This is a genomic window from Candidatus Saccharimonadales bacterium, from assembly GCA_036388415.1.
Lineage (GTDB): Bacteria > Patescibacteriota > Saccharimonadia > Saccharimonadales > UBA4665 > UBA4665.
This window is the reverse complement of record DASVRW010000002.1, coordinates 308648-329302: the sequence shown is the minus strand read 5'-3', so window position 1 is coordinate 329302 and position 20655 is coordinate 308648. Positions and strand designations below refer to the sequence as shown.

The window sequence follows — 20655 nt, the reverse complement described above, 5'->3', positions numbered from 1 at the left end:
GGAGTCGCCAGTGAGTTGGCACAGGTCATGGCGACTCCCCGCTGCGGTAGATTGATAAGGAGAAATAATGCCAACAATTAATCAACTAGTTCGCAAGCCACGCGTACGGGTGACTTCGAAGACGAAGTCACCAGCTATGCAACGCGTCGTGAACAACCTCAAAACCAAAAACTATGAGAAGCCAGCGCCATTTAAGCGCGGTGTATGTGTCAAGGTAACGACCAAGACACCGAAGAAGCCGAACTCCGCCCTTCGTAAGGTTGCCCGCGTGCGCCTGACAAACGGCTACGAAGTCTGGGCCTACATCGGCGGCGAAGGCCACAACCTCCAGGAACACGCCGTTGTGCTCGTTCGTGGCGGACGGGTCAAAGACCTTCCGGGTGTACGTTATCACATCGTCCGTGGCAGCCTCGACCTGCAAGGTGTCAACAACCGCAAACAAGGCCGTAGCAAATACGGCACCAAGAAAGCGAGCAAATAATGATTTCTGGATCTAACAGAATGTTTAAGGGCAATACTGCCAAAGACTTCGGCTTTATACCTGATCAATCAGATCCACGAAAAATGGAGAAATGGCTGATAGATCGTGCAGACGAGTCACCTCTCAAAGTCAGCGACCCACAAGCTGAATTTCATTTTCCGACCGACACGACCGTAGTACAAGGAGATCAAAATGCCTCGTAAGAAAACTAAAGCTTTAGTCCGCGAAATTGCACCGGATCGTCTGTATAACAGCGTCCCTGTCTCTCGCCTTATCAACCGTGTCATGCTGAACGGCAAAAAGCAGCTGGCTGAACGTCTCGTCTATGATGGTATGCAGAAAGCTGCAGATCGTCTGAAAGTCGAAAATCCACTTGAAGTCTTTGAGACTGCCATGAAGAACATCCGTCCGCATGTTGAGACTCGATCTCGCCGTGTCGGTGGTGCCAACTACCAGATTCCTTTCGAAGTACATGGTCAGCGCCAGAATCACCTGACGACTATGTGGTTCGTTGCAGCCTGCCGTGCACGCAAAGGCATTAGCATGGCCGATCGTATCGCTGCAGAGCTGACGGACGCCTATAATGGCCAAGGTTCAGCAGTCAAAAAGCGTGAAGACGTTCACAAGATGGCAGAAGCTAACCGTGCCTTTGCGCACTTTGCCCGGACCTAGCATGTCTGAAGTTCCTGATTCGCCGCTCGACATGTATACCGTCGAAGCAACGAAAATGGTTGCTGATGAAATTCGGCGTAATCTAGGTATGCTTGCATCCCAAACCCATTCAGCTGAGATAATCGCGCTAGCTAAATCATATGATGACGAGCTATACCGCTGTTCGGCGGATTTTCGCGATCAAGATGTCGAATTGTCAGCAATTGACCCGTCCGATGTTGACGCATGGAATTCATACTGGGTTACGCATCCCGATGAATCGGCAACCGAAAATCGTGCATCTCAGTTTCTAGAGCTATCATACGCGTTAAAAGACAGAAATAGAGTTCGACTTTATATGGGCGCACTGGGAATTGATGAAGACAGAGCTATCGAGTTAATCGTAGAACACGATAGTAAAAATCGTATCTCTGGAATCAAAAATGCATTAATGGGCATTGCACGAGGGTTAGAGCAATAACACCTGAAATAGACTCTTTATTGACTAAGTGAAAGTAGGAATATATGGCAGACAAGAAAACACCAATGGACAAGATCCGCAACCTCGGCATCATCGCGCATATTGACGCCGGTAAGACGACGACGACAGAAGGCATTCTGTACCGAACTGGGCTGAAGCACAAAATCGGTGCGGTACATGAAGGCGGAACAACGACTGACTGGATGGCTCAAGAACGCGAACGTGGTATTACAATTGTAGCTGCATCGGTTACTTGTTACTGGAAGAATCACCAGATCAACATCATCGACACGCCAGGTCACATCGACTTTACTGCCGAAGTTGAACGTAGTTTGCGCGTGCTTGACGGCGCCTGCGTTGTATTCGACGGCAAGATGGGTGTCGAGTCGCAGTCCGAAACTGTCTGGCGCCAAGCAGACAAATACGGCACGCCTCGCATCTGCTTTATTAACAAAATCAACCAAACCGGCGGTGATTTCTATAAATCGCTTGATACCATTCACGCTCGTCTCAGCAAGCACGCTTTCCCGATACACCTTCCTATCGGTTTTGAGCAGTCGATCAACGGCATTGTCGATTTGATTGCCATGAAAGCCTACACTTACAAGGAATTCACTGACCATGAAATGGTCGAAGCTGAAATCCCGGCTGACATGATGGACAAAGTCAAACGCTACCGAAGCCTATTGATTGAAAACGCCGTCGCCGAAGACGAAGCGACTATGGAAAAATATTTCGAAGTTGGCGAAGAGGGCCTCAGCGAAGCTGAGATTAAGCACGCTATCCGTGCAGCAACCCTGACCGGTAAATTCTTTATTGTAACTGGCGGCGACGGACGTGGCGTCATGGTTGAAAAAGTCCTCGACCTGGTCAATGATTATCTACCGGCTCCTGATGACCGCGGCAATGTATGGGGTACACACCCGAAGACTGGTGATCAGATTGAGCGTAAAAATTCTGAATCCGATCCTATGTCCGCCTTAGCCTTTAAGATCACCAGCGATCCATTTGTCGGTAAGCTAGCTTACTTCCGCGTCTACTCGGGAGTTGTCACGGCTGGTTCATATGTCATGAACAGCTCAACTGGTGAAAAAGAACGTGTCGGCCGTATCGTCCGTTTGCAAGCCGACAAGCGTGAAGACGTTACTGAAGTCGGCGCCGGTGACATCGCCGCCATCGTTGGCCTAAAAGGCACGACCACTGGACACACGCTCTGCGACCCGTCGAACCCAATTGTTCTCGAAAACATCACTTTCCCAGATCCGCCGGTGTCTATTGCCATCGAGCCAAAGACCAAAGCTGACCAGGAAAAGATGGGTATTGCCCTTCAACGCTTGGCTGAAGAAGATCCAACTTTCCGAGTTAAGACCGATGAAGAAACAGGGCAGACGATTATCTCGGGAATGGGTGAGCTTCACCTTGATATCATTGTCGACCGCATGAAGCGCGAATTCTCTGTCGAAGCCAACATCGGCGCACCACAGGTCGCCTACCGTGAATCGATTCGCAAATCTGACGTCGAGGTCCAAGGTAAATTCATTCGCCAATCTGGTGGACGCGGACAATACGGTGATGTATGGTTACGATTGTCTCAAAACGAACAAGGTGCTGGATTTGAATTCATCAACTCGATCAAGGGTGGTGTAGTCCCATCGGAATACATCAAGCCCGTTGAGCAGGGCATCATCGAAGCTTTAGCAAACGGTGTCATTGCTGGATACCCAGTCGTAGACGTCAAAGCCGAACTGTATGACGGTAGTTACCACGATGTCGACTCCAACGAAATGGCATTCAAGATTGCCGGTTCAATGGCACTTCAAGAGGGTGTCCGTAAAGCCGGACCGGTACTCCTAGAGCCAGTCATGAAAGTTGTCGTCGTAACACCAGAAGAATTCATGGGTGACGTCATCGGTGACCTCAACAGTAAGCGTGGCCGTATCGAATCGATGGAAGACCTGACGACAGGCATCAAAGAAATCACATCCTTTGTACCGCTTGGCGAAATGTTCGGATATACGACCAACCTTCGCAGCAGTACACAAGGTCGTGCCAGCTCGAGTATGGAGCTGGACCACTATGCTGACGTACCAAGCCACGTCGCTGAAGCGATCATTGCAAAAAATTCGAAATAGAAATTAAGTTGTACCAATGAACGTCTTTGATGCAGCGCACAATTATCTGAACGCAGTTGAGAGATCTCGGAAAGCTTGGGAAATAGATCATAATGTGGCGTCAATGACAGCCACTTTAGGCGCGGTCGTCTTAGCTCCAGTAATTACTGCGATGGCAGAACGTGTCATATACGGCACAGCTTTAGATCATTTTGATACAAATCAGATTGTTGATTCACAGTTATCTGGTGAACTGGTAACAAGAATAGAAGTGGCCGAGGCGGTTCTTAGTAGACACAAGGGATACGATTTAATGACCGAATTAGATTAGGTTATGTCAAACGGCAGTCGGCCTCTTTACAAACCCCTGTAATATCCCTATACTATCTCGAGTAACTCGTGTGAGCGTCTCTCAGAGATAATTACCCTCATGCTATAAATCATCTAATAAGGAGTATCCGCTATATGGCAGCACAAGCATTCGACCGAACTAAACCTCATGTTAACGTAGGAACCATGGGTCACGTTGACCACGGTAAGACATCCCTCACTGCAGCGATCACCATGGTGCTTGCAAAGCGCATGCCTACTGCAGTTAACAAAGCTGTTGATTACGCCCAAATTGACAACGCACCTGAAGAGCGCGCTCGTGGTATTACCATCGCTACCTCTCACCAGGAATATGAGTCAGAGAAGCGCCACTACGCACACGTTGACATGCCAGGTCACGCCGACTACGTCAAGAACATGATTACCGGTGCTGCACAGATTGACGGCGCTATCCTCGTTGTATCTGCTGCTGACGGTCCTATGCCACAGACTCGTGAGCACGTACTGCTTGCAAAGCAGGTCGGTGTTCCTTCTATTCTTGTCTTCATGAACAAGATGGACCTTGCTGACGAAGACCTCGTCGAACTCGTTGAAGAAGAAATCCGCGATTTGCTTGCGAAATACGACTTTGACCGCGATTGTCCTGTCATCAAAGGTTCAGCTACCAAAGCTATCGAAGGTGACGCTAAAAACGAAGATGCTATCATCGAACTTGTTGCAGCCATGGACGCCTACGTTCCAGAACCAAAGCGCGAACTCGACAAGCCATTCCTGATGCCTATTGAAGACGTTTTCTCGATCAAAGGCCGTGGTACAGTCGCAACCGGTCGTATCGAATCCGGTATTGTCAAAATCAACGAAGAAGTTGAAATTGTCGGTGTCCGTACAACCAAGAAATCAGTTGTTACTGGCATTGAAGCCTTCAAGAAATCCCTCGACCAAGGTCAGGCTGGCGATAACGCCGGAATCCTGCTTCGCGGTATTGAGCGTGATGACATCGAGCGTGGTCAGGTCCTTGCTAAGCCAGGTACTATTACTCCACACACTGAATTTGATGCTGAAGTCTATATCCTCAGCAAAGAAGAAGGCGGTCGTCACACACCATTCTTCAAGGGCTACAAGCCACAGTTCTACTTCCGTACAACTGACGTAACTGGTGAAGTTGAGCTTCCAGCTGACAAAGAGATGGTCATGCCAGGTGATACTGTAACTTTCAAAGTTAAGTTGCTCGCTCCAATCGCCATGGACCAGGGTCTCCGCTTCGCTATCCGCGAAGGTGGCCGTACCGTTGGTGCTGGTGTTGTTACTAAGATCAACAAATAGTACACAAACTACTTTATTGAAAAAGACGCTAGAAATGGCGTTTTTTTCAATATTGGAAATATACTTTTGTATCTGTTATAATCAAATCCATCACAAAATCATATTGAGAACTCGTCCGGTACGCATCATTGCAACTCCGGAAGAGGTTACAGTATAACAACAGGAGCTATATAAATGGCAGACACAACGCCAACTAAAAAAGCAGATGCTAAAACAGACGTAAAGCAGAAGATCCGCATTCGCCTCAAGGCTTATGACCATAAAGTAATCGATCAAGCAGCCAAGCAGATCGTCGACACTGCGCTACGTACTGGAGCGACTTTAGCCGGTCCGATACCGCTGCCGACTCGTCGAAGTACCTTTACGGTCGTCAAGAGCCCGCATGTTTACAAAAAAGGCCGCGAACAATTTGAGATGCGCGTACACAAACGCCTGATAGATGTTTTTGAGCCTACGCCAAAAACAATCGATAGTCTTATGAATCTTAGCCTCCCCGCAGGCTGTGATGTCGAAATCAAGATGTAGTACATAACCGCCCGACCAGGGCGGTTATTACTTTTTGGCATGTAAATAATTTTATATACCAATTGTCGAGTATCAACTACGATATGTTAAGTAACAAATATATGAAGGAGACAGATATGTCAGACGATCGATACACAACAGGCAAAAGCTCAAACAGCATGGGATTGGTGCTTATTGCCGCTGCAGCCGGCGCCGTTGCAGGACTTCTGTTCGCTCCAAAACGTGGCATAGAAATGCGCGAAGATCTAAAAGTACGTTATAACGGTGCGAAGAATAAATCACAAGATGCGGCTGAAAATGCACGTGAAAAAGTAAATCAGGGTGTTGAATCGGTGCGTTCCAAAGCACATAATACTGCCGACAAAACGAAAGATGCAGCTGATCAAACAGCCGAAAAAGTAAAAAACAGCACCGATAAGGCTGCTGACGAAGCAAAGACTGCGCCAGAACGGGCTAAGCGCGATCGACCAGTCCTTTAGAATTGTGAAAAGGCGTACTAGTAACGCAGTATTATTCGCAACGCATTGACAGGTGTTATCCTCGCATGTTACTCTAGTGTGGTACATTATAAAAAACCTGTACTTGGCGTGCTCGGTTTGGTCGGTTTTGTTAGCAATAACAGAGACGAAACCACGAGTCGCCAAGAATTTTTATGTCAGTCTTTGGGATGATATACGAGTGGTATTACAGGGGTAATTAAGAGGTAACTATGAAAGCTATGATTACTAGGAAGGTTGGTATGACCAGCACTATCGCTGACGATGGTGTTGTAACTGCCGTAACCTTGCTTTCCGCTAGTCCTTGCGTAATAACGCAAGTGAAGACCATCGACACAGATGGTTACACCGCCGTTCAGCTTGGTGCTGAAACTGGTAAAAACATTACTAAAGCGCTGACGGGCCACTACAAAGCCGCGTCTGACGCAACTAAAACAGAAGTTATGCCAAAGATTGTGCGTGAATTCGTCGTGGACGAAATTACTGAAGACCTCAAGGTCGGCGCGATGGTATCCGCCGACTCTTTTGTTGTTGGTGATGAAGTACACGTTACTGGCCTCACCAAAGGCAAAGGTTGGGCTGGCACAATTCGCCGTCACAACTTCCACCGTCAGCGCAAAACACACGGTGGAAAGGGTAACACCCGCAAGCCAGGTTCTATCGGATCTATGTATCCGCAGCGCATTTTCAAGGGAAAGAAAATGGCTGGCCACCTAGGCCATGATCAGGTAACTATTCAGAATCTGAAAGTAGCTTTCGTTGATATGGAAAACAACCTCATTGGCGTTACCGGTGCCGTACCTGGCCCTCGTAAAGGCATTATCATTTTGAAAGGAGCGAAGTAATCATGGCTACTCCTACTTATAAAGCTGACGGCACGAAAGCAACAACGGCAGCCAAGCTCGATGCGCATGTATTCGAGGTCGTCCCAGAAAATCACGATTTGTTAAAAACTGCGTACACTGCATACCTGTCCAATGGTCGTACGCGCAATGCAGTTACCAAGACCCGTGGACTCGTACGCGGTGGTGGTAAGAAGCCTTGGAAGCAAAAGGGTACTGGACGCGCCCGCTTCGGTTCATCACGCAACCCAATTTGGCGTGGCGGTGGTATCGCTTTCGGTCCAACCGGTGAAGAAAACTACATCAAAAACATGAACGTCAAGGCGAAGCGGTTAGCTATCCGTCAGGCACTCAGCTTGGCTCACGAAGCAGGCAACGTTATCGTTATCGATGACTTCACAGCACAACGTGGTAAAACATCAGCTGCAGTTGCATTGCTTGCCAAGGTCGGCGCATCCCGCCGTATTCTCGTTGTCGTTGATATACTAACCGATGACATGGTACGTGCAACAAACAACATTGGTGATGTAAAGTTGATTTCAGCAAAATACATCAATACCTTTGATGCCTTGAATGCGGACACCATCGTTATTACTAAGCCCGCGCTGAGCATTGTCTCTGAGTGGCTCGGTGATACAACTAAAAAGGAGGCAACATCATGAGTATGTCCCTCGTATTAAAACCTCGCGTCAGCGAAAAAGCCTACGGCCTGAGCCAAGTTCGTAACACTTATGTGTTCGACGTTGAGCGAGCCGCCAACAAGCACACAATTGCTCGTGCAGTTGAGGCTCAATACGGCGTTACTGTCACAGAAGTCAACGTTGTAAATGCCAAAGGTAAAACGAAGCGTACTGTTCGCAAGGGCGGCCGACCGACAGCAGGACGTACGTCTGACGTCAAGAAAGCTTACGTAACATTAAAAGCCGGCGATTCTATGCCAATCTTCGCGGCTATCGAGGAAGCTTCTGCGAAAGAAGCCAAAGCAAATGAGCAGTTCGCGAAAGCAGCTGCCAAAGCTGAAGCAAAGTCCGCAAAAGACGAAGCCAAATCTGCAGCTAAACAGGCTAAGAAGGAGAGCAAGTAATGGCTATAATTGCATACAAACCAACTACTCCCGGCCGACGTGGCATGACGAGCATCAGTTCGCGTGACATTACCACCAAGAAGCCACTGCGCAGCCTGATTGTTATCAAGAACCGTACCAACGGCCGAAATAACCAGGGCCGCATCACTACCCGACATCGTGGCGGTGGAGCCAAGCGCTTCTACCGTCTTGTTAACTTCAAATTTGAAGCTGGCAAAGTCGCAACTGTTGAACACATCGAGTACGACCCGAACCGTTCAGCCCGTATTGCCCGTATCAAAGATCAAACTGGTGAATACCACTACATACTTGCTGCAAACGGCATGACCGTCGGTCAAACTATCACCAGCGGCGAAGAAGCTCCAATCGAAACTGGCAATCGCTTGGCAATTAAGAACATCCCAGTCGGTAGCACCATTCACGCTATCGAGATTCAGCCAGGCCGAGGTGCACAAATGGTGCGAAGTGCTGGCAACAGTGCCCAGCTGATGGCCAAAGAAGGTGAGTACGCACAGGTTCGCCTGCCATCTGGTGAAGTCCGCAAAATACTTGTCGAATGTATGGCAAGTATCGGTAGTCTCGGCAATGAGCAGCACCAAAACGTTAAGATCGGTAAAGCCGGTCGTAACCGGCTCAAGGGTAAGCGCCCGAGTGTCCGTGGTGTCGTCATGAATGCCGTCGATCACCCACACGGTGGTGGTGATGGTGGTCGTCACCGTATGGCCAAAGCTCCGCGAACTCCATGGGGTCAGAAAACACTTGGATTCAAAACCCGCCGTCGTAAGTCAACTAACAACATGATCGTCAGAAGCCGATCACTCGCGAAGAGGAGATAAGATGAGTCGATCACTGAAAAAAGGTCCATTTCTTGACCCAAAGCTTATGAAGAAGGTTTTGGCGCTCGGAAGCGACGACCGCACAATCATTAAGACTTGGGCCCGTTCCAGCACGATTACGCCTGATTTCTTAGGCCGCACCATTGCCGTGCATAATGGCAAAGTCCATGTGCCTGTGTTCATTACAGAAAACATGGTTGGCCACAAGCTTGGTGAGTTTAGTCCAACACGTAAATTCCGCAATCACGGCGGTAAGCTGGCGAAAAGGTAAATGATATGAGTGTACTCGCAATCGCAAATAAAGGAGTTATCGCTATCGCTAAGGGTGTTCGTATGAGTCCCCGCAAAGTCGGCGTTGTTGCTGACTTGGTTCGTGGCCGTACAGTCGAGGATGCATTGGTAATTCTTGCCAACACACCTCGTCGTTCAGCACTGCCGGTTATCAAAGCTATCGAAAGCGCCCGCGCTAACGCTGACCATAATCACGGCATGAAGCTAAAGACGCTTCGTATCGTTGAAATTACCGTTAACCACGGTCCGCGCATCAAGCGTTACCGCCCAGCTGCGCAAGGACGTGCATTGCCATTCCAGCGCCGCACTAGTCACATCCGTGTTGTCGTTGATGGTGACATCCGTGAGGCTAAGAAGCCTGTCAAAGCGGCAGCCACCAGTACGGCCAAAGTAGTTAAGGAGGAGAAATAATATGGGACAAAAAGTTAACCCCATTAGCATGCGCCTCCAGCTCAACAAAGACTGGCGCAGCAAATGGTTTGCAACGAAGCGTGATTATGCTGGATACCTTAAAGACGATCTCACGATTCGCCGCATGATCATCAAAAACCTCGGTTCGAGGGCATCAATTAACAAAGTTGATATTGAGCGATCACCAAACCTTGTTACTGTCACTATTACGACCGCTAAGCCTGGTGTTGTTATCGGTCGCGGTGGCCAGGGTGCCCAAGAGCTCAAAGCTGCAATTGAAAAAGTATACAAAGTTCCTGTCCGCGTCAATATCGACGAAATCAAAAAGTCAGAACTCTACGCCAAGCTGGTTGCAGAAAACATCGCTCACCAGCTTGAACGCCGTATGAGCTTCCGCCGTGCAATCAAGTCATCAGCTGCTGCTACTATGCGCGCCGGTGCCCTTGGTATTCGTATCCAGGTCGCAGGACGTCTAAACGGCGCTGAAATGTCCCGCACAGAAAAAGAAGTAGCCGGATCGGTTCCACTGCACACCATACGTGCTGACATTGACTATGCAGGCGTAACTGCCAAGACAAACGCTGGAATCATCGGTGTTAAAGTTTGGATCTACAAAGGCGAGGTAAGCTAATATGTTGTTACCAAACCGAATGAAGTTCCGCAAAGTACGCAAGGGTAAGATCCGAGGCGTTGCTACTGCCGGACAGAACATAGCATACGGCGAATTTGCACTTCAGGCACAAGGCCACGAGCGCATCACCTCGCGCCAGATCGAAGCTTCACGTCAAGCTATGACTCGCTACGTTAAGCGTGGTGGTAAAATCTGGATTCGCATCTTCCCACACACTCCAGTTACGCGCAAGCCACAGGACGTAAAAATGGGTAGTGGTAAAGGTAGTCCTGAATTCTACGTCGCCAAAGTAAAGCCTGGCACCATCCTGTTCGAAATGCAGGGTGTACCCGTAGAAACCGCCCGTGAAGCTATGCGTCTTGCAGCTCACAAGCTTCCAGTTAAGACCAAGTTCCTCGTGAAAGAGGAGGCATAATATGAAAATTATCGACATACGCAAATTATCCACACAAGACCTGACGGTTGAAACCAGCAAACTCCGCGACGAGATTGCGAGTCTCAAACGCGGTTTACACATGGGTGAAATCCAGAATGTCCGCGTTATCCGCGGCAAGCGCAAAGATTTAGCACGGATGTTAACCGTTCTCGGTGAGCAGCTCGTTAAGGAGAGCAAGTAATGGCAAAAACAATCATCGGTATTGTGTCGTCGAACAAAACTGACAAGACGATTGTCGTCACTGTGCAGACCCGTAAGACCCACCCAATTTACCGCAAACAATATAGCGTCAGCCGTAAATTTATGGCCCACGACGAAAAAAACGAAGCTGAAGTTGGTGACAAGGTATCTATCGTAGAGACTCGTCCTTTGAGTGCTCGCAAGCGCCACACGCTTGAGCGGATTATCGAGAAGCCACTACTCCGTGAGGACTCACTGTCTCTCACAAAAGTCGAGGAACCAGTCAAAACTAAGTCTGACGACGCTAGCGAGGAGGCCGAATCATGATTCAACAAGAAACAAGACTCGGCGTCTGCGATAACTCGGGCGCCAAGGAAATTCTTTGTATCCGCGTTCTCGGTGGCAGCCGCAAGCGCTACGCCCGCGTCGGTGATACTATTGTTGCAACCGTCAAACAAGCAGCTCCGAATGGCACTGTCAAAAAGAAAAGCGTCGTCAAGGCAGTCATCGTCCGGACGAAATATCAGATCAACCGCAAAGACGGCTCAACTATCAAATTTGACGATAATGCAGCCGTCATCATTGGTGAAGATAAACTACCAAAGGCAACCCGTATTTTTGGACCAGTACCACGCGAACTTCGTGACATGGGCTACGCCAAAATCATCAGCCTTGCACCGGAGGTACTATAATGTCCAACTCTAGAACTCAAGAAGCCAAGCAGATTTACAAAATCCGTCTTAAAAAGGGCGACACTGTCGTTGTTCGTGCCGGCAAATATAAAGGCAAGACTGGCAAAGTTGTCGCGACACACCCAACTGAGAATAAAGTTACTGTCGAAGGTATCAACATCGTCAAAAAGGCAATGAAGCCGACAAAGACTCGCCCGCAAGGTGGTATCGTAGAACTAACGAAGCCAATATGGGTAGGTAAAGTCGGTCTCGTTGAGCCGACCACCAAAAAAGCCAGCCGTATCGGTTACAACGTAGCCGAAGATGGTACCAAGACACGCGTATTTAAAAGCACAGGAAAGGAGATCAAGTAATGGCAACAACCGCGACCAAGAAGCCAGCTGCAACAGCGACGCCAAAAGGCAGTTCAGCCAAAGTTACGACTCGACCTCGCCTGCGCGAAGAATACGTCACTGAAATCGCACCAGCTCTTCTCAAAGAGCTTAGTCTTGCAAATGCACATCAAGTGCCACGTCTCGAAAAGATTATTGTCAACATCGGCCTTGGACGTGCCAAAGACGATAAAAAACTGATGGAATTTGCCGCTAACACGCTTCGTAAAATCACCGGCCAGGAGCCTGTCGAAACAGTAGCTCGTATGTCAATTGCGACATTCAAGCTCCGTGAAGGCAATAAAGTCGGCCTTAAAGTCACTCTCCGTGGTGATCGAATGTACGAATTCCTGGATCGTTTACTGACTGTCGTACTCCCTCGCCTGCGTGACTTTCACGGCGTCAGCGCCAAAGCTTTTGACAAGCAAGGCAATTACAGCCTGGGCATGACCGACCAATCAGTCTTCCCTGAACTCACGTTCGAAGAAACGACAACCACACACGGTTTACAGGCAGTTATGGTAATCAAGTGCGAAGAACAAGCTCACGCACGTGCACTGCTGGATAAATTCGGCATGCCGTTTGAGAAAGAGGAGAAGAAATAATGGCTAAACGATCTATCGTTGTCCGCGACCTAAAGCGTCAGAAAATGATTAAGCAGTACGCCGCAAAGCGAGCTGAACTCAAAGCCCTCGGTGACCAAGAAGGTCTGGCAAAACTACCACGCAATTCAAGCCCAACCCGATGGAAGAACCGTTGCAACGAAACAGGCCGTCCCCGATCCTACATGCGAATGTTCGGTCTCAGTCGTATCAGTTTCCGCGAACACGCTAGCCGGGGCGAAATACCAGGCGTAACTAAATCAAGTTGGTAGAAAGGAGTAAATACAGATGATAACAAGCACAGACCCTATCGCTGATATGCTCACCCGGATCCGCAATGCAATTGGTGTTAACAAACACGAAGTGTCCATGCCGCATAGTAAATCAAAGCAAGCAGTTGCTGAACTGCTGAAAAAAAGCGGTTTCTTGATGGCAGTACGCACCAGCGATGCTACAATTGGCAAGACGCTCACCATTACGATCAACGGCGAATCTGAAAATGCCCGAATCACTGAAATCACGCGCCTCAGTAAGCCTGGCCGCCGATATTATGTCGGTGCCAAGGAAATTCCTGTTGTCAAGCGTGGTCGTGGAGTCGTTATTGTATCGACATCCAAGGGCATGATGACTGGCAAGGAAGCCCAGGCTCAAGGCGTTGGTGGCGAATTAATTTGTAAAGTTTACTAATCCGGATAACGGAATACATAAGGAATAATCATGAGTCGAGTTGGAAAACTACCGATCGAAATCCCGAACGGCGTGACAATCACTGTCGACCCTGACACGATTACGGTGACTGGACCGAAAGGCACATTATCACAGTTCACACTGCCAGGTATCACAATAACGCAGGAAAATGGCGTGCTGACAGTTGCACGCGCAAATGACGAGCCGAAAAACCGTGCCAAGCATGGTTTGATGCGTGCGCTTATTAACAATATGGTCCAGGGCGTGACAACCGGCTTTAGTAAAAAGCTGGAAATTAACGGCGTGGGTTACCGTGTCGCTATGGCAGGATCCGGCCTCAAGCTGAACCTTGGTTTCTCGCACGACGTCAACTTTGCGTTACCGCAAGGTATCACCGCTGTTGTCGAGCAAAACACGATTACCGTGAATGGCATTAGCAAACAGCAAGTCGGACAAATTGCCGCAGAAATCCGGGCGCTCAAAAAGCCAGAACCATACAAGGGCAAGGGCATTAAATACGAAGGCGAGCGTATTATCCGCAAGTCTGGTAAATCTGGAAAGGACAAGTAGGAGTTCGCATGACAAATCTTACACGTAAATTACAAACTCGCATGATTCGTAAGCGCCGTATCCGCAGCACCGTCAGCGGGACCACTGCACGCCCGCGTCTCAGTGTGCACGTTAGCTTGCTCCACGTAACCGCTCAGGTTATTGACGATACAACCCATAAAACGGTTGCCTATGTATCTACTGTTGGCCAGAAACAAGCCACCGGTAGCCTAACTGAAAAAGCGATGTGGGTTGGTACAGAAATTGCAAAGAAGGCTAAAAGCGCCAAAGTAAGCGCTGTCGTCTTCGACCGCGGAGGCAGGTCATATCATGGCCGCGTCAAAGCTCTAGCTGACGCAGCCCGTAACGCAGGATTGGAGTTCTAATATGGCTGACGCTACAACTACACAAGCACCAGCAGCAAATGCAGCACCGCAAGCAACGCAGGGCGGCTACAACCGTGGTGGTCAGGGCGGTGGCCGTGGTGGCAATGACCGACGTCCACGACGTCCAGAGATGGCTCCCGAAGAAAAGCAATTTGATGAACGAACGTTGCACGTTGACCGTGTCGCACGTGTCGTCAAAGGTGGTCGTCGCTTCCGATTCCGCGCACTTGTCGTCGTCGGAGACCGTAAGCACAAAGTCGGTATCGGCATCGCCAAAGGTGCTGACGTAACGGCAGCTGTCACCAAAGCAACCGACGTTGCGAAGAAGCACATGATTACCGTTGCTCTCTACAAAGGCACGCTGCCTCATGAAACCGAAGCCAAAGTAGCCGGAGCTAAGATCATGCTCAAACCAGCCAGCGCTGGTACCGGACTCATTGCCGGCGGTGTCGTACGTACAATCCTTGAAGTTGCTGGTGTCGGCAACGCGCTGAGCAAATCACTTGGTTCAACTAACAAAGCCAACACAGCGTATGCAACCATCGCAGCGCTTGAACAAATTGTTCCAGCCAGCAAATGGGTAACGACAAGCTTGGAGAAAAAAACTGCATCCCGAGCCAAAATGGTCAGTGATGCAGCCGACAAGAAGGAAGCAAAATGAAATTTAACGAATTAAATACTCAGCACAAGAAATCTCCAAAGCGTGTCGGCCGCGGCATTGCAGCCGGACAAGGCAAGACCGCTGGACGCGGAACAAAGGGATACGGCTCGCGTACCGGATCAAAGGCTAAGCCTGGCTTCGCCGGTGGCCAAAACCCACTTATGCAAGCCCTACCTAAGCTGCCTGGCTTCCGCAGTCACCGCGTACCCATGGAATATGTGTATACGGGACAGATCAACGAACTATCTGCAAAATCTGTTGACGCGCACGTTCTTGCTGAAGCCGGACTTGTCAGCAGTGCGCATGTACGCATCAAGCTACTTGCCAAAGGTGACGTTACCCGCGCCATATCGGTTCATCTGCAAGGCGCAAGCGCCAACGCAAGTGAAGCGGTGACAAAAGCAGGCGGCTCCGTTACTATCGTTGCTCAGGTCGGTCGCCCCGCCCGAACGGACGATAAAGTAGGCCGGAAAACATCAAAACCGGTGAAACCTTCAGCTAAAACTGATAAGTAGTTTTTACTGCAACACTAGCTAGTCGAGTAGGACTCGCGCTATACTGATGAACATAACTACAATTGCTTGATTGCAAGTATTCATAATTGGGGGAAACACGTGAACTGGAAAGTTATTGGCCGCTCGCTAAAATCGCAAGATATGCGAAAGCGTATTTTTGTTGTACTCGGAATATTATTGGTATTTCGTATTTTAGCGCACATACCAGTACCGATTACAGATCCGCAAACCTTGCAGCAGATTCTTTCCAACATCTTTGAAAACGGTAATTCTCCCCAATTCTTGAATATTTTGAATGTTTTGTCCGGTGGAGCACTGGCGAATTTTTCGATAATGATCGCTGGTCTCGGGCCATACATCAATGCCTCGATCATTATGCAGCTGCTGACAAAAGCCATTCCCCGGCTCGAAGCCATGCGTAAGGAAGGTGAGTACGGACAGAAGAAGATCAACCAATACACCCGTCTATTGACGTTTCCACTCGCCATCATACAGTCCATCGGTGCCGTATATCTCATCCGGCAAACCGCACAAAGCATTGGCGGTGTTGGAGACATTACGGCTAACGCGTCACTCGGGCAATGGATACTTATGGTCAGTGCACTGACTGGCGGGTCGATGTTGCTTATGTGGCTCGGTGAACTGGTGACCGAACAAAGCCTTGGAAACGGTATATCATTACTTATTACTGTCGGTATTGTCAGTAGTTTGCCGCAAACTATTGCCCAGCTTGGTAGTCCAATCTTCGCAAAAGGCCAGCAATTCACACTATTCGGCCAAACCATACCTGTGAACGGTAAGGCACTACTGACTGCATTATTAATTATACTGGCGGTTATATTCGTGACGTTCCTTGTGGTCAAACTCAATGAAGCAGCCAGGAAGATAACGGTGAATTATGCCAAACGTGTGCAAGGCAACCGCGCCTACGGCGGCGTGACGACAGTACTACCGGTGAAGCTTATAACGGCCGGTGTCGTACCGATCATTTTTGCAGTCGCATTTTTAAGTGTACCGACATTTGCCGGACAGCTGTTAACGAACTCAAGCAGCGAACGACTGCGCGAGCTGGCTGGTAACCTAACTTTATGGTTTCAACCGCCGACCAGCGCCGAAGCATTCGCTGCAGGCGGCTGGCATGCGTACATATATCCTGTCGCGTACTTCTTGCTGGTATTTGTATTTACCTATTTCTACACAAGCATAACTTTCAACTCCAAGGAAATATCTGAAAATCTGCAAAAACAGGGCGGTTTCATCGAAGGAGTAAGGAGCGGTTCTCAGACTGAAAAGTATTTAGCTAAAACCGTTAACAGGCTGACATTCTTTGGAGCGCTCAGTCTCGGCTTGTTAGCCTTAGTGCCGATCATAGCCCAGATGTTCGTGACAAACGTTGCCAACATCGCAATCGGCGGTACCAGTGTACTCATCTTGGTGTCTGTTGCATTACAGACGCTACGTGCCGTTGAGTCGAGGGCCCTCATGGTCACTTACGACCAGTATGCGCAGCCTGACTTTTTCTATGAACCACTGAACGCTAATGAAGCAGCTACTGGTGCGAGCTCACGGCTTCGCTTCATACCACGATTTAAGTCACGCAACAAAAATAAAGATGAAAAATAACAACGATTTATCAGTTAGAACTTTACAAACGTCCCTATAGTCTGTTATAGTTAGAACTTGTTATATTTATGGCCACCAACAAAGAAGTAATCGAGTTAACGGGTACGATAATTGAGCCTCTTCCAGGGACTCAATTTATTGTAGAGCTCGAAAATGGCCATAGAATTATAGCTCATGTTGCTGGGAAAATGCGGAAACACTTCATCCGTATCGTACCCGGTGACAGCGTGACGGTCGAGTTGACCCCTTATGATCTTACTAAGGGCAGAATCACCTATCGCAAATCCTGAACCTTTCATTACAGCACATTTTGGTCGATTCGTTCCAGTCCGCACTCACCGTACGGAAGTACGGCTCGCTTACGGGCTTCGCGAATCGTTCCAAACTGCACTGTCCTGAACGGTTCAGGTTATATTTACAAACTATAAGCAGTGTGTCATTACCACATAAAGAAAGGCAATGATCCGTATGAAAGTACGTGCAAGTGTCAAGAAGATCAGTCCAGATGACAAAATCGTCCGTCGCAAGGGCAGACTATACGTTATCAACAAAATGAAACCTAAGCATAAGCAGAGGCAGGGTTAACTATGGCGCGAATATCTGGAGTTACCATTCCAAATGAAAAGCAGACCTGGATTGCGTTAACGTACGTCCATGGTATTGGTCAAAAATCTAGTTATGACATTTTAAATGGCGCCAAAGTTGAGCCGACTGTCCGGGTCAAAGACTTGACTGATGCTGAAATAGGCCGCATTCAAGAAATTATCAACAATGATTACACAGTCGAAGGCGAGCTGCAGCGTATTGTTGCGGGCAACATAAAACGACTCAAAGAAATCAATTCGTACCGCGGGCTTCGCCACAAGGCAAACCTGCCAAGTCGCGGCCAGCGCACAAAGACAAACGCCAGAACCCGTCGTGGTCGCAAATTAACTGTCGGTGGCACGGCTAAGAAAGTCGCGTCTAAGACGTAGGATATCCATATGGCAGAAGCAACTACTAAACCATCAGCAAAAACTGGCGCAAAGACAACAGCCAAGAAGAAGGCTAAGCGAAGCGTTCCCCAAGGTCAAGTTCACGTGCTTGCAACATTCAATAATACAATTGTAACGTTCAGCGATCCGCGCGGCGGAGTTTTGACGGCTTCAAGCGCTGGGGCTTGTGGTTTCCGTGGCTCTAAAAAGGGAACAGCATACGCCGCACAGGTTGCTGCTGAACGAGCCGCTCAAGCCGCCAAGCAACAGTACGGCTTCTCGCGTGCAGACGTTTTCATCAAAGGCGTCGGTCTCGGCCGTGATGCAGCCGTCCGCGTGCTTGCAGGCATGGACATAGCCGTTGAAAGCATCAAAGACGTGACTGGCGTACCGCACGGCGGCGTTCGACCTAAGAAGGCGAGGAGAATCTAACATGGCACGTGATACAGGATCAATCGTAAAGATGAGCCGGCGTGAAGGCTATGCCCTTCACCCAAAAGCTCACAAAGCACTTGTCAAGCGCTCTACACCTCCCGGTCAGGCAGCCAATGGCCGCTTCCGCGGTGGCAAAGGCAGCCAATACCTCTTGCAGCTCCGTGAGAAACAAAAGGTCAAGCGCCTGTATGGACTGCTTGAAAAGCAGTTTAGCAATCTCATGAAGGAAGCTAGCCGCTCACAAGGTCAATCCGGCGCTGTACTATTACAGTTGCTTGAGCGACGTGCCGACAACGTCATATACCGTTCAGGTTTTGCACCAAGCCGCCGCGCAGCCAGGCAGCTCGTTACACACGGACACTTCCTACTGAATGGCACCCGCGTTGATATTCCATCAATCCGCATGAAAGCCGGTGATACACTGACACTTCGTGACCACAGCAAGCAAACTGAATATTTCAAGCGGCTTGATGAAGTTAGTCCAGTTCCACCATCGACGCCTGAATGGATTACCGCTAACCGCAAGAAATTTGAAGTCAAAGTAACGGGCCTTCCAGTCCGCGACGATGCTGAACCAGATATCAATGAACAACTAATCGTAGAATACTACTCACGTTAAGGGAAGGACGCTAGTACAATGGCAAATCACATTCACACACCGGGTCTCGTCGCAGTCGATGATCATACCGTTTCAAGCTCAACATTTACAATTGAGCCCCTGCACAGCGGCTACGGCATGACGCTCGGCAATTCCCTGCGCAGAGTATTACTCTCCAGTATTTCTGGCGCTGCTGTTACCAGCTTCAAAATTGAAGGTGCAACGCACGAATTTACAACTGTTCCTGGCGTCAAAGACGACGTCGTTGACATCATGTTAAACCTCAAAGGTATCCGCTTCCGAGTCTACGGTGACGATGTGCAAAACCTGCGTATTGTCAAAAAAGGCAAGGGAAATGTTACTGCAAAAGACATTCAGACAAATGCGGACGTTGAAGTCGTCAATCCTGACCACGTCATCGCAACAATTGATGACGATACAGCAAACTTCACGATGGATCTAACTGTTGAAGTCGGACGCGGCTACCGCACCATCGAAGAAGGCACTGCCCGTAAAGCCGGTGACACCATCGCGCTTGATGCGGTCTTCACGCCAGTTCTTCGAGTACGCTACAAAGTCGAAAACACCCGCGTTGGTCAAGTTACCGATCTCGATAAACTACTCCTAACTATAGAAACTGATGGATCTATCAGTGCTCGTGATGCCTTTGAAGAGGCTGCAGCCATCCTTGTGAACCAGTACACAGCTCTAGCCGGTACTACTCGAGTCGCTGTTGCTGAGTCATCACACAGCACAACTTCAAGCGTACAGCCGTCAGAAGAAGTCAGTGGTGACGAGCCAGGCGCACTGAATACATCAATTGAAGATTTGAATTTATCTGCCCGCACTACCAATGCACTGATCAACAACGACATTCACACTATCAAAGATCTCTTTTCTTTAAATGACGCTGAACTACGCGACCTTAAAGGTTTTGGCAGTAAAGCGCTCGACGAAGTCAAAGACAAGCTAGCGGAACTGGAACTGTAGGAATTAATTATGCACAGACACGGATATAAAGGAAAGAAATTCAACCGCGAACGCGATCAACGCCGGGCTCTTGTAAAGGGTCTCGCTGATAGCCTCGTGAAGTATGAAACAATCGAAACTACTTTGCCAAAAGCCAAGGAAATCGTGCCCTACATTGAAAAATTGATCACGAAAGCTAAAAAAGGTGACTTACATAACCGCCGTCAGATCATTGCCAAGCTGCAGACCATCGCCAGTGCCCACAAGCTAGTTGATGAAATCGCACCAAAGCTTGCTGGACGGAACAGCGGCCACCTGCGAATAGTAAAAACCCGCACGCGCCGTGGTGACAACGCTCAGCTGGCACGCGTCAGCTTCGTAGACGATCTGCAGGAAGCTCCAGTCGCCAAAGCTGCCGTACCGGCAACTCCAAAGCCTGCAGCTAAGCCGGCAGGAACGGCAAAATCAAAAGCCGCCGCCAGC

Annotated in this window: 34 protein-coding genes and 2 pseudogenes; all 36 read left to right on the top strand. The window is 49.0% G+C overall.

The window, feature by feature from the left end; genetic code table 11:
- Positions 1–67 precede the first annotated feature (67 nt).
- The gene (gene rpsL, locus VF575_01930) at positions 68–481 is read left to right on the top strand and encodes a 30S ribosomal protein S12 (protein HEX8182338.1); all 414 of its coding nucleotides are present in this window, start codon (positions 68–70) and stop codon (positions 479–481) included.
- A 20-nt stretch (positions 482–501) separates the two neighbouring features.
- The gene (locus tag VF575_01925) at positions 502–684 is read left to right on the top strand and encodes a hypothetical protein (protein HEX8182337.1); all 183 of its coding nucleotides are present in this window, start codon (positions 502–504) and stop codon (positions 682–684) included.
- Positions 674–1153, top strand: coding sequence for a 30S ribosomal protein S7 (gene rpsG, locus VF575_01920; GenBank protein HEX8182336.1), 480 nt, complete (start codon positions 674–676; stop codon positions 1151–1153). Before VF575_01925 ends, rpsG begins: the two co-directional genes overlap by 11 nt.
- Position 1154: 1 nt before the next feature.
- Positions 1155–1613, top strand: a complete 459-nt coding sequence (locus tag VF575_01915; protein ID HEX8182335.1) for a hypothetical protein — start codon at positions 1155–1157, stop codon at positions 1611–1613.
- A gap of 44 nt (positions 1614–1657) precedes the next feature.
- Complete coding sequence (gene fusA / locus VF575_01910) at positions 1658–3745, top strand: elongation factor G (GenBank protein HEX8182334.1); 2088 nt, start codon at positions 1658–1660, stop codon at positions 3743–3745.
- A gap of 16 nt (positions 3746–3761) precedes the next feature.
- Entirely contained in the window at positions 3762–4055 is a 294-nt protein-coding gene (locus tag VF575_01905) for a hypothetical protein (GenBank protein ID HEX8182333.1), read from the top strand.
- Positions 4056–4189: 134 nt separating this feature from the next.
- Entirely contained in the window at positions 4190–5377 is a 1188-nt protein-coding gene (gene tuf, locus VF575_01900; GenBank protein ID HEX8182332.1) for an elongation factor Tu, read from the top strand.
- A 174-nt stretch (positions 5378–5551) separates the two neighbouring features.
- Positions 5552–5902 carry a 30S ribosomal protein S10 gene (rpsJ, locus tag VF575_01895; protein HEX8182331.1) on the top strand — a complete coding sequence of 117 codons (351 nt, stop codon included), beginning with the start codon at positions 5552–5554 and terminating at the stop codon, positions 5900–5902.
- A 116-nt stretch (positions 5903–6018) separates the two neighbouring features.
- Positions 6019–6381 (top strand): YtxH domain-containing protein, encoded by a 363-nt coding sequence (locus VF575_01890; GenBank protein HEX8182330.1) that lies wholly within the window; start codon positions 6019–6021, stop codon positions 6379–6381.
- 230 nt (positions 6382–6611) lie between these two features.
- A complete protein-coding gene (gene rplC / locus VF575_01885) occupies positions 6612–7244 on the top strand; it encodes a 50S ribosomal protein L3 (GenBank protein HEX8182329.1) in 633 nt (210 codons plus the stop codon).
- 2 nt (positions 7245–7246) lie between these two features.
- A complete protein-coding gene (gene rplD, locus VF575_01880; GenBank protein HEX8182328.1) occupies positions 7247–7903 on the top strand; it encodes a 50S ribosomal protein L4 in 657 nt (218 codons plus the stop codon).
- Complete coding sequence (gene rplW, locus VF575_01875; GenBank protein ID HEX8182327.1) at positions 7900–8325, top strand: 50S ribosomal protein L23; 426 nt, start codon at positions 7900–7902, stop codon at positions 8323–8325. The genes rplD and rplW overlap by 4 nt, the downstream gene beginning before the upstream one ends.
- Entirely contained in the window at positions 8325–9161 is an 837-nt protein-coding gene (gene rplB, locus VF575_01870) for a 50S ribosomal protein L2 (protein HEX8182326.1), read from the top strand. The genes rplW and rplB overlap by 1 nt, the downstream gene beginning before the upstream one ends.
- Before the next feature lies 1 nt (position 9162).
- The gene (gene rpsS / locus VF575_01865) at positions 9163–9432 is read left to right on the top strand and encodes a 30S ribosomal protein S19 (protein ID HEX8182325.1); all 270 of its coding nucleotides are present in this window, start codon (positions 9163–9165) and stop codon (positions 9430–9432) included.
- Between the two features lie 5 nt (positions 9433–9437).
- Positions 9438–9863 (top strand): 50S ribosomal protein L22, encoded by a 426-nt coding sequence (gene rplV, locus VF575_01860; protein HEX8182324.1) that lies wholly within the window; start codon positions 9438–9440, stop codon positions 9861–9863.
- A gap of 1 nt (position 9864) precedes the next feature.
- Positions 9865–10494: a 30S ribosomal protein S3 gene (gene rpsC, locus VF575_01855; protein ID HEX8182323.1), complete on the top strand. Its 630-nt coding sequence runs from the start codon at positions 9865–9867 to the stop codon at positions 10492–10494.
- Position 10495: 1 nt separating this feature from the next.
- Positions 10496–10909 (top strand): 50S ribosomal protein L16, encoded by a 414-nt coding sequence (gene rplP / locus VF575_01850; GenBank protein HEX8182322.1) that lies wholly within the window; start codon positions 10496–10498, stop codon positions 10907–10909.
- Position 10910: 1 nt separating this feature from the next.
- Positions 10911–11111, top strand: a complete 201-nt coding sequence (rpmC, locus tag VF575_01845) for a 50S ribosomal protein L29 (protein HEX8182321.1) — start codon at positions 10911–10913, stop codon at positions 11109–11111.
- Positions 11111–11353: pseudogene (gene rpsQ, locus VF575_01840) on the top strand (30S ribosomal protein S17). The gene rpmC and the pseudogene rpsQ overlap by 1 nt, the downstream one beginning before the upstream one ends.
- An 80-nt stretch (positions 11354–11433) precedes the next feature.
- Positions 11434–11802 (top strand): 50S ribosomal protein L14, encoded by a 369-nt coding sequence (rplN, locus tag VF575_01835; GenBank protein HEX8182320.1) that lies wholly within the window; start codon positions 11434–11436, stop codon positions 11800–11802.
- Positions 11803–11843: 41 nt separating this feature from the next.
- A complete protein-coding gene (rplX, locus tag VF575_01830) occupies positions 11844–12155 on the top strand; it encodes a 50S ribosomal protein L24 (protein ID HEX8182319.1) in 312 nt (103 codons plus the stop codon).
- Complete coding sequence (gene rplE, locus VF575_01825; GenBank protein HEX8182318.1) at positions 12155–12778, top strand: 50S ribosomal protein L5; 624 nt, start codon at positions 12155–12157, stop codon at positions 12776–12778. The genes rplX and rplE overlap by 1 nt, the downstream gene beginning before the upstream one ends.
- Positions 12778–13047: a 30S ribosomal protein S14 gene (rpsN, locus tag VF575_01820; GenBank protein HEX8182317.1), complete on the top strand. Its 270-nt coding sequence runs from the start codon at positions 12778–12780 to the stop codon at positions 13045–13047. Before rplE ends, rpsN begins: the two co-directional genes overlap by 1 nt.
- A 16-nt stretch (positions 13048–13063) precedes the next feature.
- Positions 13064–13462 (top strand): 30S ribosomal protein S8, encoded by a 399-nt coding sequence (gene rpsH, locus VF575_01815; GenBank protein HEX8182316.1) that lies wholly within the window; start codon positions 13064–13066, stop codon positions 13460–13462.
- A gap of 30 nt (positions 13463–13492) precedes the next feature.
- Positions 13493–14032: a 50S ribosomal protein L6 gene (gene rplF / locus VF575_01810; GenBank protein HEX8182315.1), complete on the top strand. Its 540-nt coding sequence runs from the start codon at positions 13493–13495 to the stop codon at positions 14030–14032.
- Between the two features lie 8 nt (positions 14033–14040).
- Positions 14041–14397, top strand: coding sequence for a 50S ribosomal protein L18 (rplR, locus tag VF575_01805; protein HEX8182314.1), 357 nt, complete (start codon positions 14041–14043; stop codon positions 14395–14397).
- Between the two features lies 1 nt (position 14398).
- Positions 14399–15058: a 30S ribosomal protein S5 gene (gene rpsE, locus VF575_01800; GenBank protein HEX8182313.1), complete on the top strand. Its 660-nt coding sequence runs from the start codon at positions 14399–14401 to the stop codon at positions 15056–15058.
- Positions 15055–15573: a 50S ribosomal protein L15 gene (rplO, locus tag VF575_01795; GenBank protein HEX8182312.1), complete on the top strand. Its 519-nt coding sequence runs from the start codon at positions 15055–15057 to the stop codon at positions 15571–15573. Before rpsE ends, rplO begins: the two co-directional genes overlap by 4 nt.
- A gap of 141 nt (positions 15574–15714) precedes the next feature.
- Positions 15715–17196, top strand: a complete 1482-nt coding sequence (secY, locus tag VF575_01790; protein ID HEX8182311.1) for a preprotein translocase subunit SecY — start codon at positions 15715–15717, stop codon at positions 17194–17196.
- A gap of 68 nt (positions 17197–17264) precedes the next feature.
- A complete protein-coding gene (infA, locus tag VF575_01785; GenBank protein ID HEX8182310.1) occupies positions 17265–17486 on the top strand; it encodes a translation initiation factor IF-1 in 222 nt (73 codons plus the stop codon).
- A 178-nt stretch (positions 17487–17664) separates the two neighbouring features.
- On the top strand, positions 17665–17781 hold the full coding sequence (gene rpmJ / locus VF575_01780; protein ID HEX8182309.1) for a 50S ribosomal protein L36: 117 nt from the start codon (positions 17665–17667) through the stop codon (positions 17779–17781).
- 2 nt (positions 17782–17783) lie between these two features.
- Positions 17784–18170 (top strand): 30S ribosomal protein S13, encoded by a 387-nt coding sequence (gene rpsM / locus VF575_01775; GenBank protein HEX8182308.1) that lies wholly within the window; start codon positions 17784–17786, stop codon positions 18168–18170.
- A 9-nt stretch (positions 18171–18179) separates the two neighbouring features.
- Entirely contained in the window at positions 18180–18602 is a 423-nt protein-coding gene (gene rpsK, locus VF575_01770; GenBank protein HEX8182307.1) for a 30S ribosomal protein S11, read from the top strand.
- A gap of 1 nt (position 18603) precedes the next feature.
- Positions 18604–19224 carry a 30S ribosomal protein S4 gene (rpsD, locus tag VF575_01765; protein ID HEX8182306.1) on the top strand — a complete coding sequence of 207 codons (621 nt, stop codon included), beginning with the start codon at positions 18604–18606 and terminating at the stop codon, positions 19222–19224.
- Between the two features lie 18 nt (positions 19225–19242).
- Entirely contained in the window at positions 19243–20193 is a 951-nt protein-coding gene (locus VF575_01760) for a DNA-directed RNA polymerase subunit alpha (protein HEX8182305.1), read from the top strand.
- A gap of 6 nt (positions 20194–20199) precedes the next feature.
- A pseudogene (gene rplQ / locus VF575_01755) lies at positions 20200–20553 on the top strand (50S ribosomal protein L17).
- Positions 20554–20655: the final 102 nt, after the last annotated feature.

Excerpts from the sequence above, each read along its gene's own strand:
- rpsL (HEX8182338.1), top strand. The coding sequence starts at position 68 with ATGCCAACAATTAATCAACTAGTTCGCAAGCCACGCGTACGGGTGACT.
- VF575_01925 (HEX8182337.1), top strand. The coding sequence starts at position 502 with ATGTTTAAGGGCAATACTGCCAAAGACTTCGGCTTTATACCTGATCAA.
- rpsG (HEX8182336.1), top strand. The coding sequence starts at position 674 with ATGCCTCGTAAGAAAACTAAAGCTTTAGTCCGCGAAATTGCACCGGAT.
- VF575_01915 (HEX8182335.1), top strand. The coding sequence starts at position 1,155 with ATGTCTGAAGTTCCTGATTCGCCGCTCGACATGTATACCGTCGAAGCA.
- fusA (HEX8182334.1), top strand. The coding sequence starts at position 1,658 with ATGGCAGACAAGAAAACACCAATGGACAAGATCCGCAACCTCGGCATC.
- VF575_01905 (HEX8182333.1), top strand. The coding sequence starts at position 3,762 with ATGAACGTCTTTGATGCAGCGCACAATTATCTGAACGCAGTTGAGAGA.
- tuf (HEX8182332.1), top strand. The coding sequence starts at position 4,190 with ATGGCAGCACAAGCATTCGACCGAACTAAACCTCATGTTAACGTAGGA.
- rpsJ (HEX8182331.1), top strand. The coding sequence starts at position 5,552 with ATGGCAGACACAACGCCAACTAAAAAAGCAGATGCTAAAACAGACGTA.
- VF575_01890 (HEX8182330.1), top strand. The coding sequence starts at position 6,019 with ATGTCAGACGATCGATACACAACAGGCAAAAGCTCAAACAGCATGGGA.
- rplC (HEX8182329.1), top strand. The coding sequence starts at position 6,612 with ATGAAAGCTATGATTACTAGGAAGGTTGGTATGACCAGCACTATCGCT.
- rplD (HEX8182328.1), top strand. The coding sequence starts at position 7,247 with ATGGCTACTCCTACTTATAAAGCTGACGGCACGAAAGCAACAACGGCA.
- rplW (HEX8182327.1), top strand. The coding sequence starts at position 7,900 with ATGAGTATGTCCCTCGTATTAAAACCTCGCGTCAGCGAAAAAGCCTAC.
- rplB (HEX8182326.1), top strand. The coding sequence starts at position 8,325 with ATGGCTATAATTGCATACAAACCAACTACTCCCGGCCGACGTGGCATG.
- rpsS (HEX8182325.1), top strand. The coding sequence starts at position 9,163 with ATGAGTCGATCACTGAAAAAAGGTCCATTTCTTGACCCAAAGCTTATG.
- rplV (HEX8182324.1), top strand. The coding sequence starts at position 9,438 with ATGAGTGTACTCGCAATCGCAAATAAAGGAGTTATCGCTATCGCTAAG.
- rpsC (HEX8182323.1), top strand. The coding sequence starts at position 9,865 with ATGGGACAAAAAGTTAACCCCATTAGCATGCGCCTCCAGCTCAACAAA.
- rplP (HEX8182322.1), top strand. The coding sequence starts at position 10,496 with ATGTTGTTACCAAACCGAATGAAGTTCCGCAAAGTACGCAAGGGTAAG.
- rpmC (HEX8182321.1), top strand. The coding sequence starts at position 10,911 with ATGAAAATTATCGACATACGCAAATTATCCACACAAGACCTGACGGTT.
- rplN (HEX8182320.1), top strand. The coding sequence starts at position 11,434 with ATGATTCAACAAGAAACAAGACTCGGCGTCTGCGATAACTCGGGCGCC.
- rplE (HEX8182318.1), top strand. The coding sequence starts at position 12,155 with ATGGCAACAACCGCGACCAAGAAGCCAGCTGCAACAGCGACGCCAAAA.
- rpsN (HEX8182317.1), top strand. The coding sequence starts at position 12,778 with ATGGCTAAACGATCTATCGTTGTCCGCGACCTAAAGCGTCAGAAAATG.
- rpsH (HEX8182316.1), top strand. The coding sequence starts at position 13,064 with ATGATAACAAGCACAGACCCTATCGCTGATATGCTCACCCGGATCCGC.
- rplF (HEX8182315.1), top strand. The coding sequence starts at position 13,493 with ATGAGTCGAGTTGGAAAACTACCGATCGAAATCCCGAACGGCGTGACA.
- rplR (HEX8182314.1), top strand. The coding sequence starts at position 14,041 with ATGACAAATCTTACACGTAAATTACAAACTCGCATGATTCGTAAGCGC.
- rpsE (HEX8182313.1), top strand. The coding sequence starts at position 14,399 with ATGGCTGACGCTACAACTACACAAGCACCAGCAGCAAATGCAGCACCG.
- rplO (HEX8182312.1), top strand. The coding sequence starts at position 15,055 with ATGAAATTTAACGAATTAAATACTCAGCACAAGAAATCTCCAAAGCGT.
- secY (HEX8182311.1), top strand. The coding sequence starts at position 15,715 with ATGCGAAAGCGTATTTTTGTTGTACTCGGAATATTATTGGTATTTCGT.
- infA (HEX8182310.1), top strand. The coding sequence starts at position 17,265 with ATGGCCACCAACAAAGAAGTAATCGAGTTAACGGGTACGATAATTGAG.
- rpmJ (HEX8182309.1), top strand. The coding sequence starts at position 17,665 with ATGAAAGTACGTGCAAGTGTCAAGAAGATCAGTCCAGATGACAAAATC.
- rpsM (HEX8182308.1), top strand. The coding sequence starts at position 17,784 with ATGGCGCGAATATCTGGAGTTACCATTCCAAATGAAAAGCAGACCTGG.
- rpsK (HEX8182307.1), top strand. The coding sequence starts at position 18,180 with ATGGCAGAAGCAACTACTAAACCATCAGCAAAAACTGGCGCAAAGACA.
- rpsD (HEX8182306.1), top strand. The coding sequence starts at position 18,604 with ATGGCACGTGATACAGGATCAATCGTAAAGATGAGCCGGCGTGAAGGC.
- VF575_01760 (HEX8182305.1), top strand. The coding sequence starts at position 19,243 with ATGGCAAATCACATTCACACACCGGGTCTCGTCGCAGTCGATGATCAT.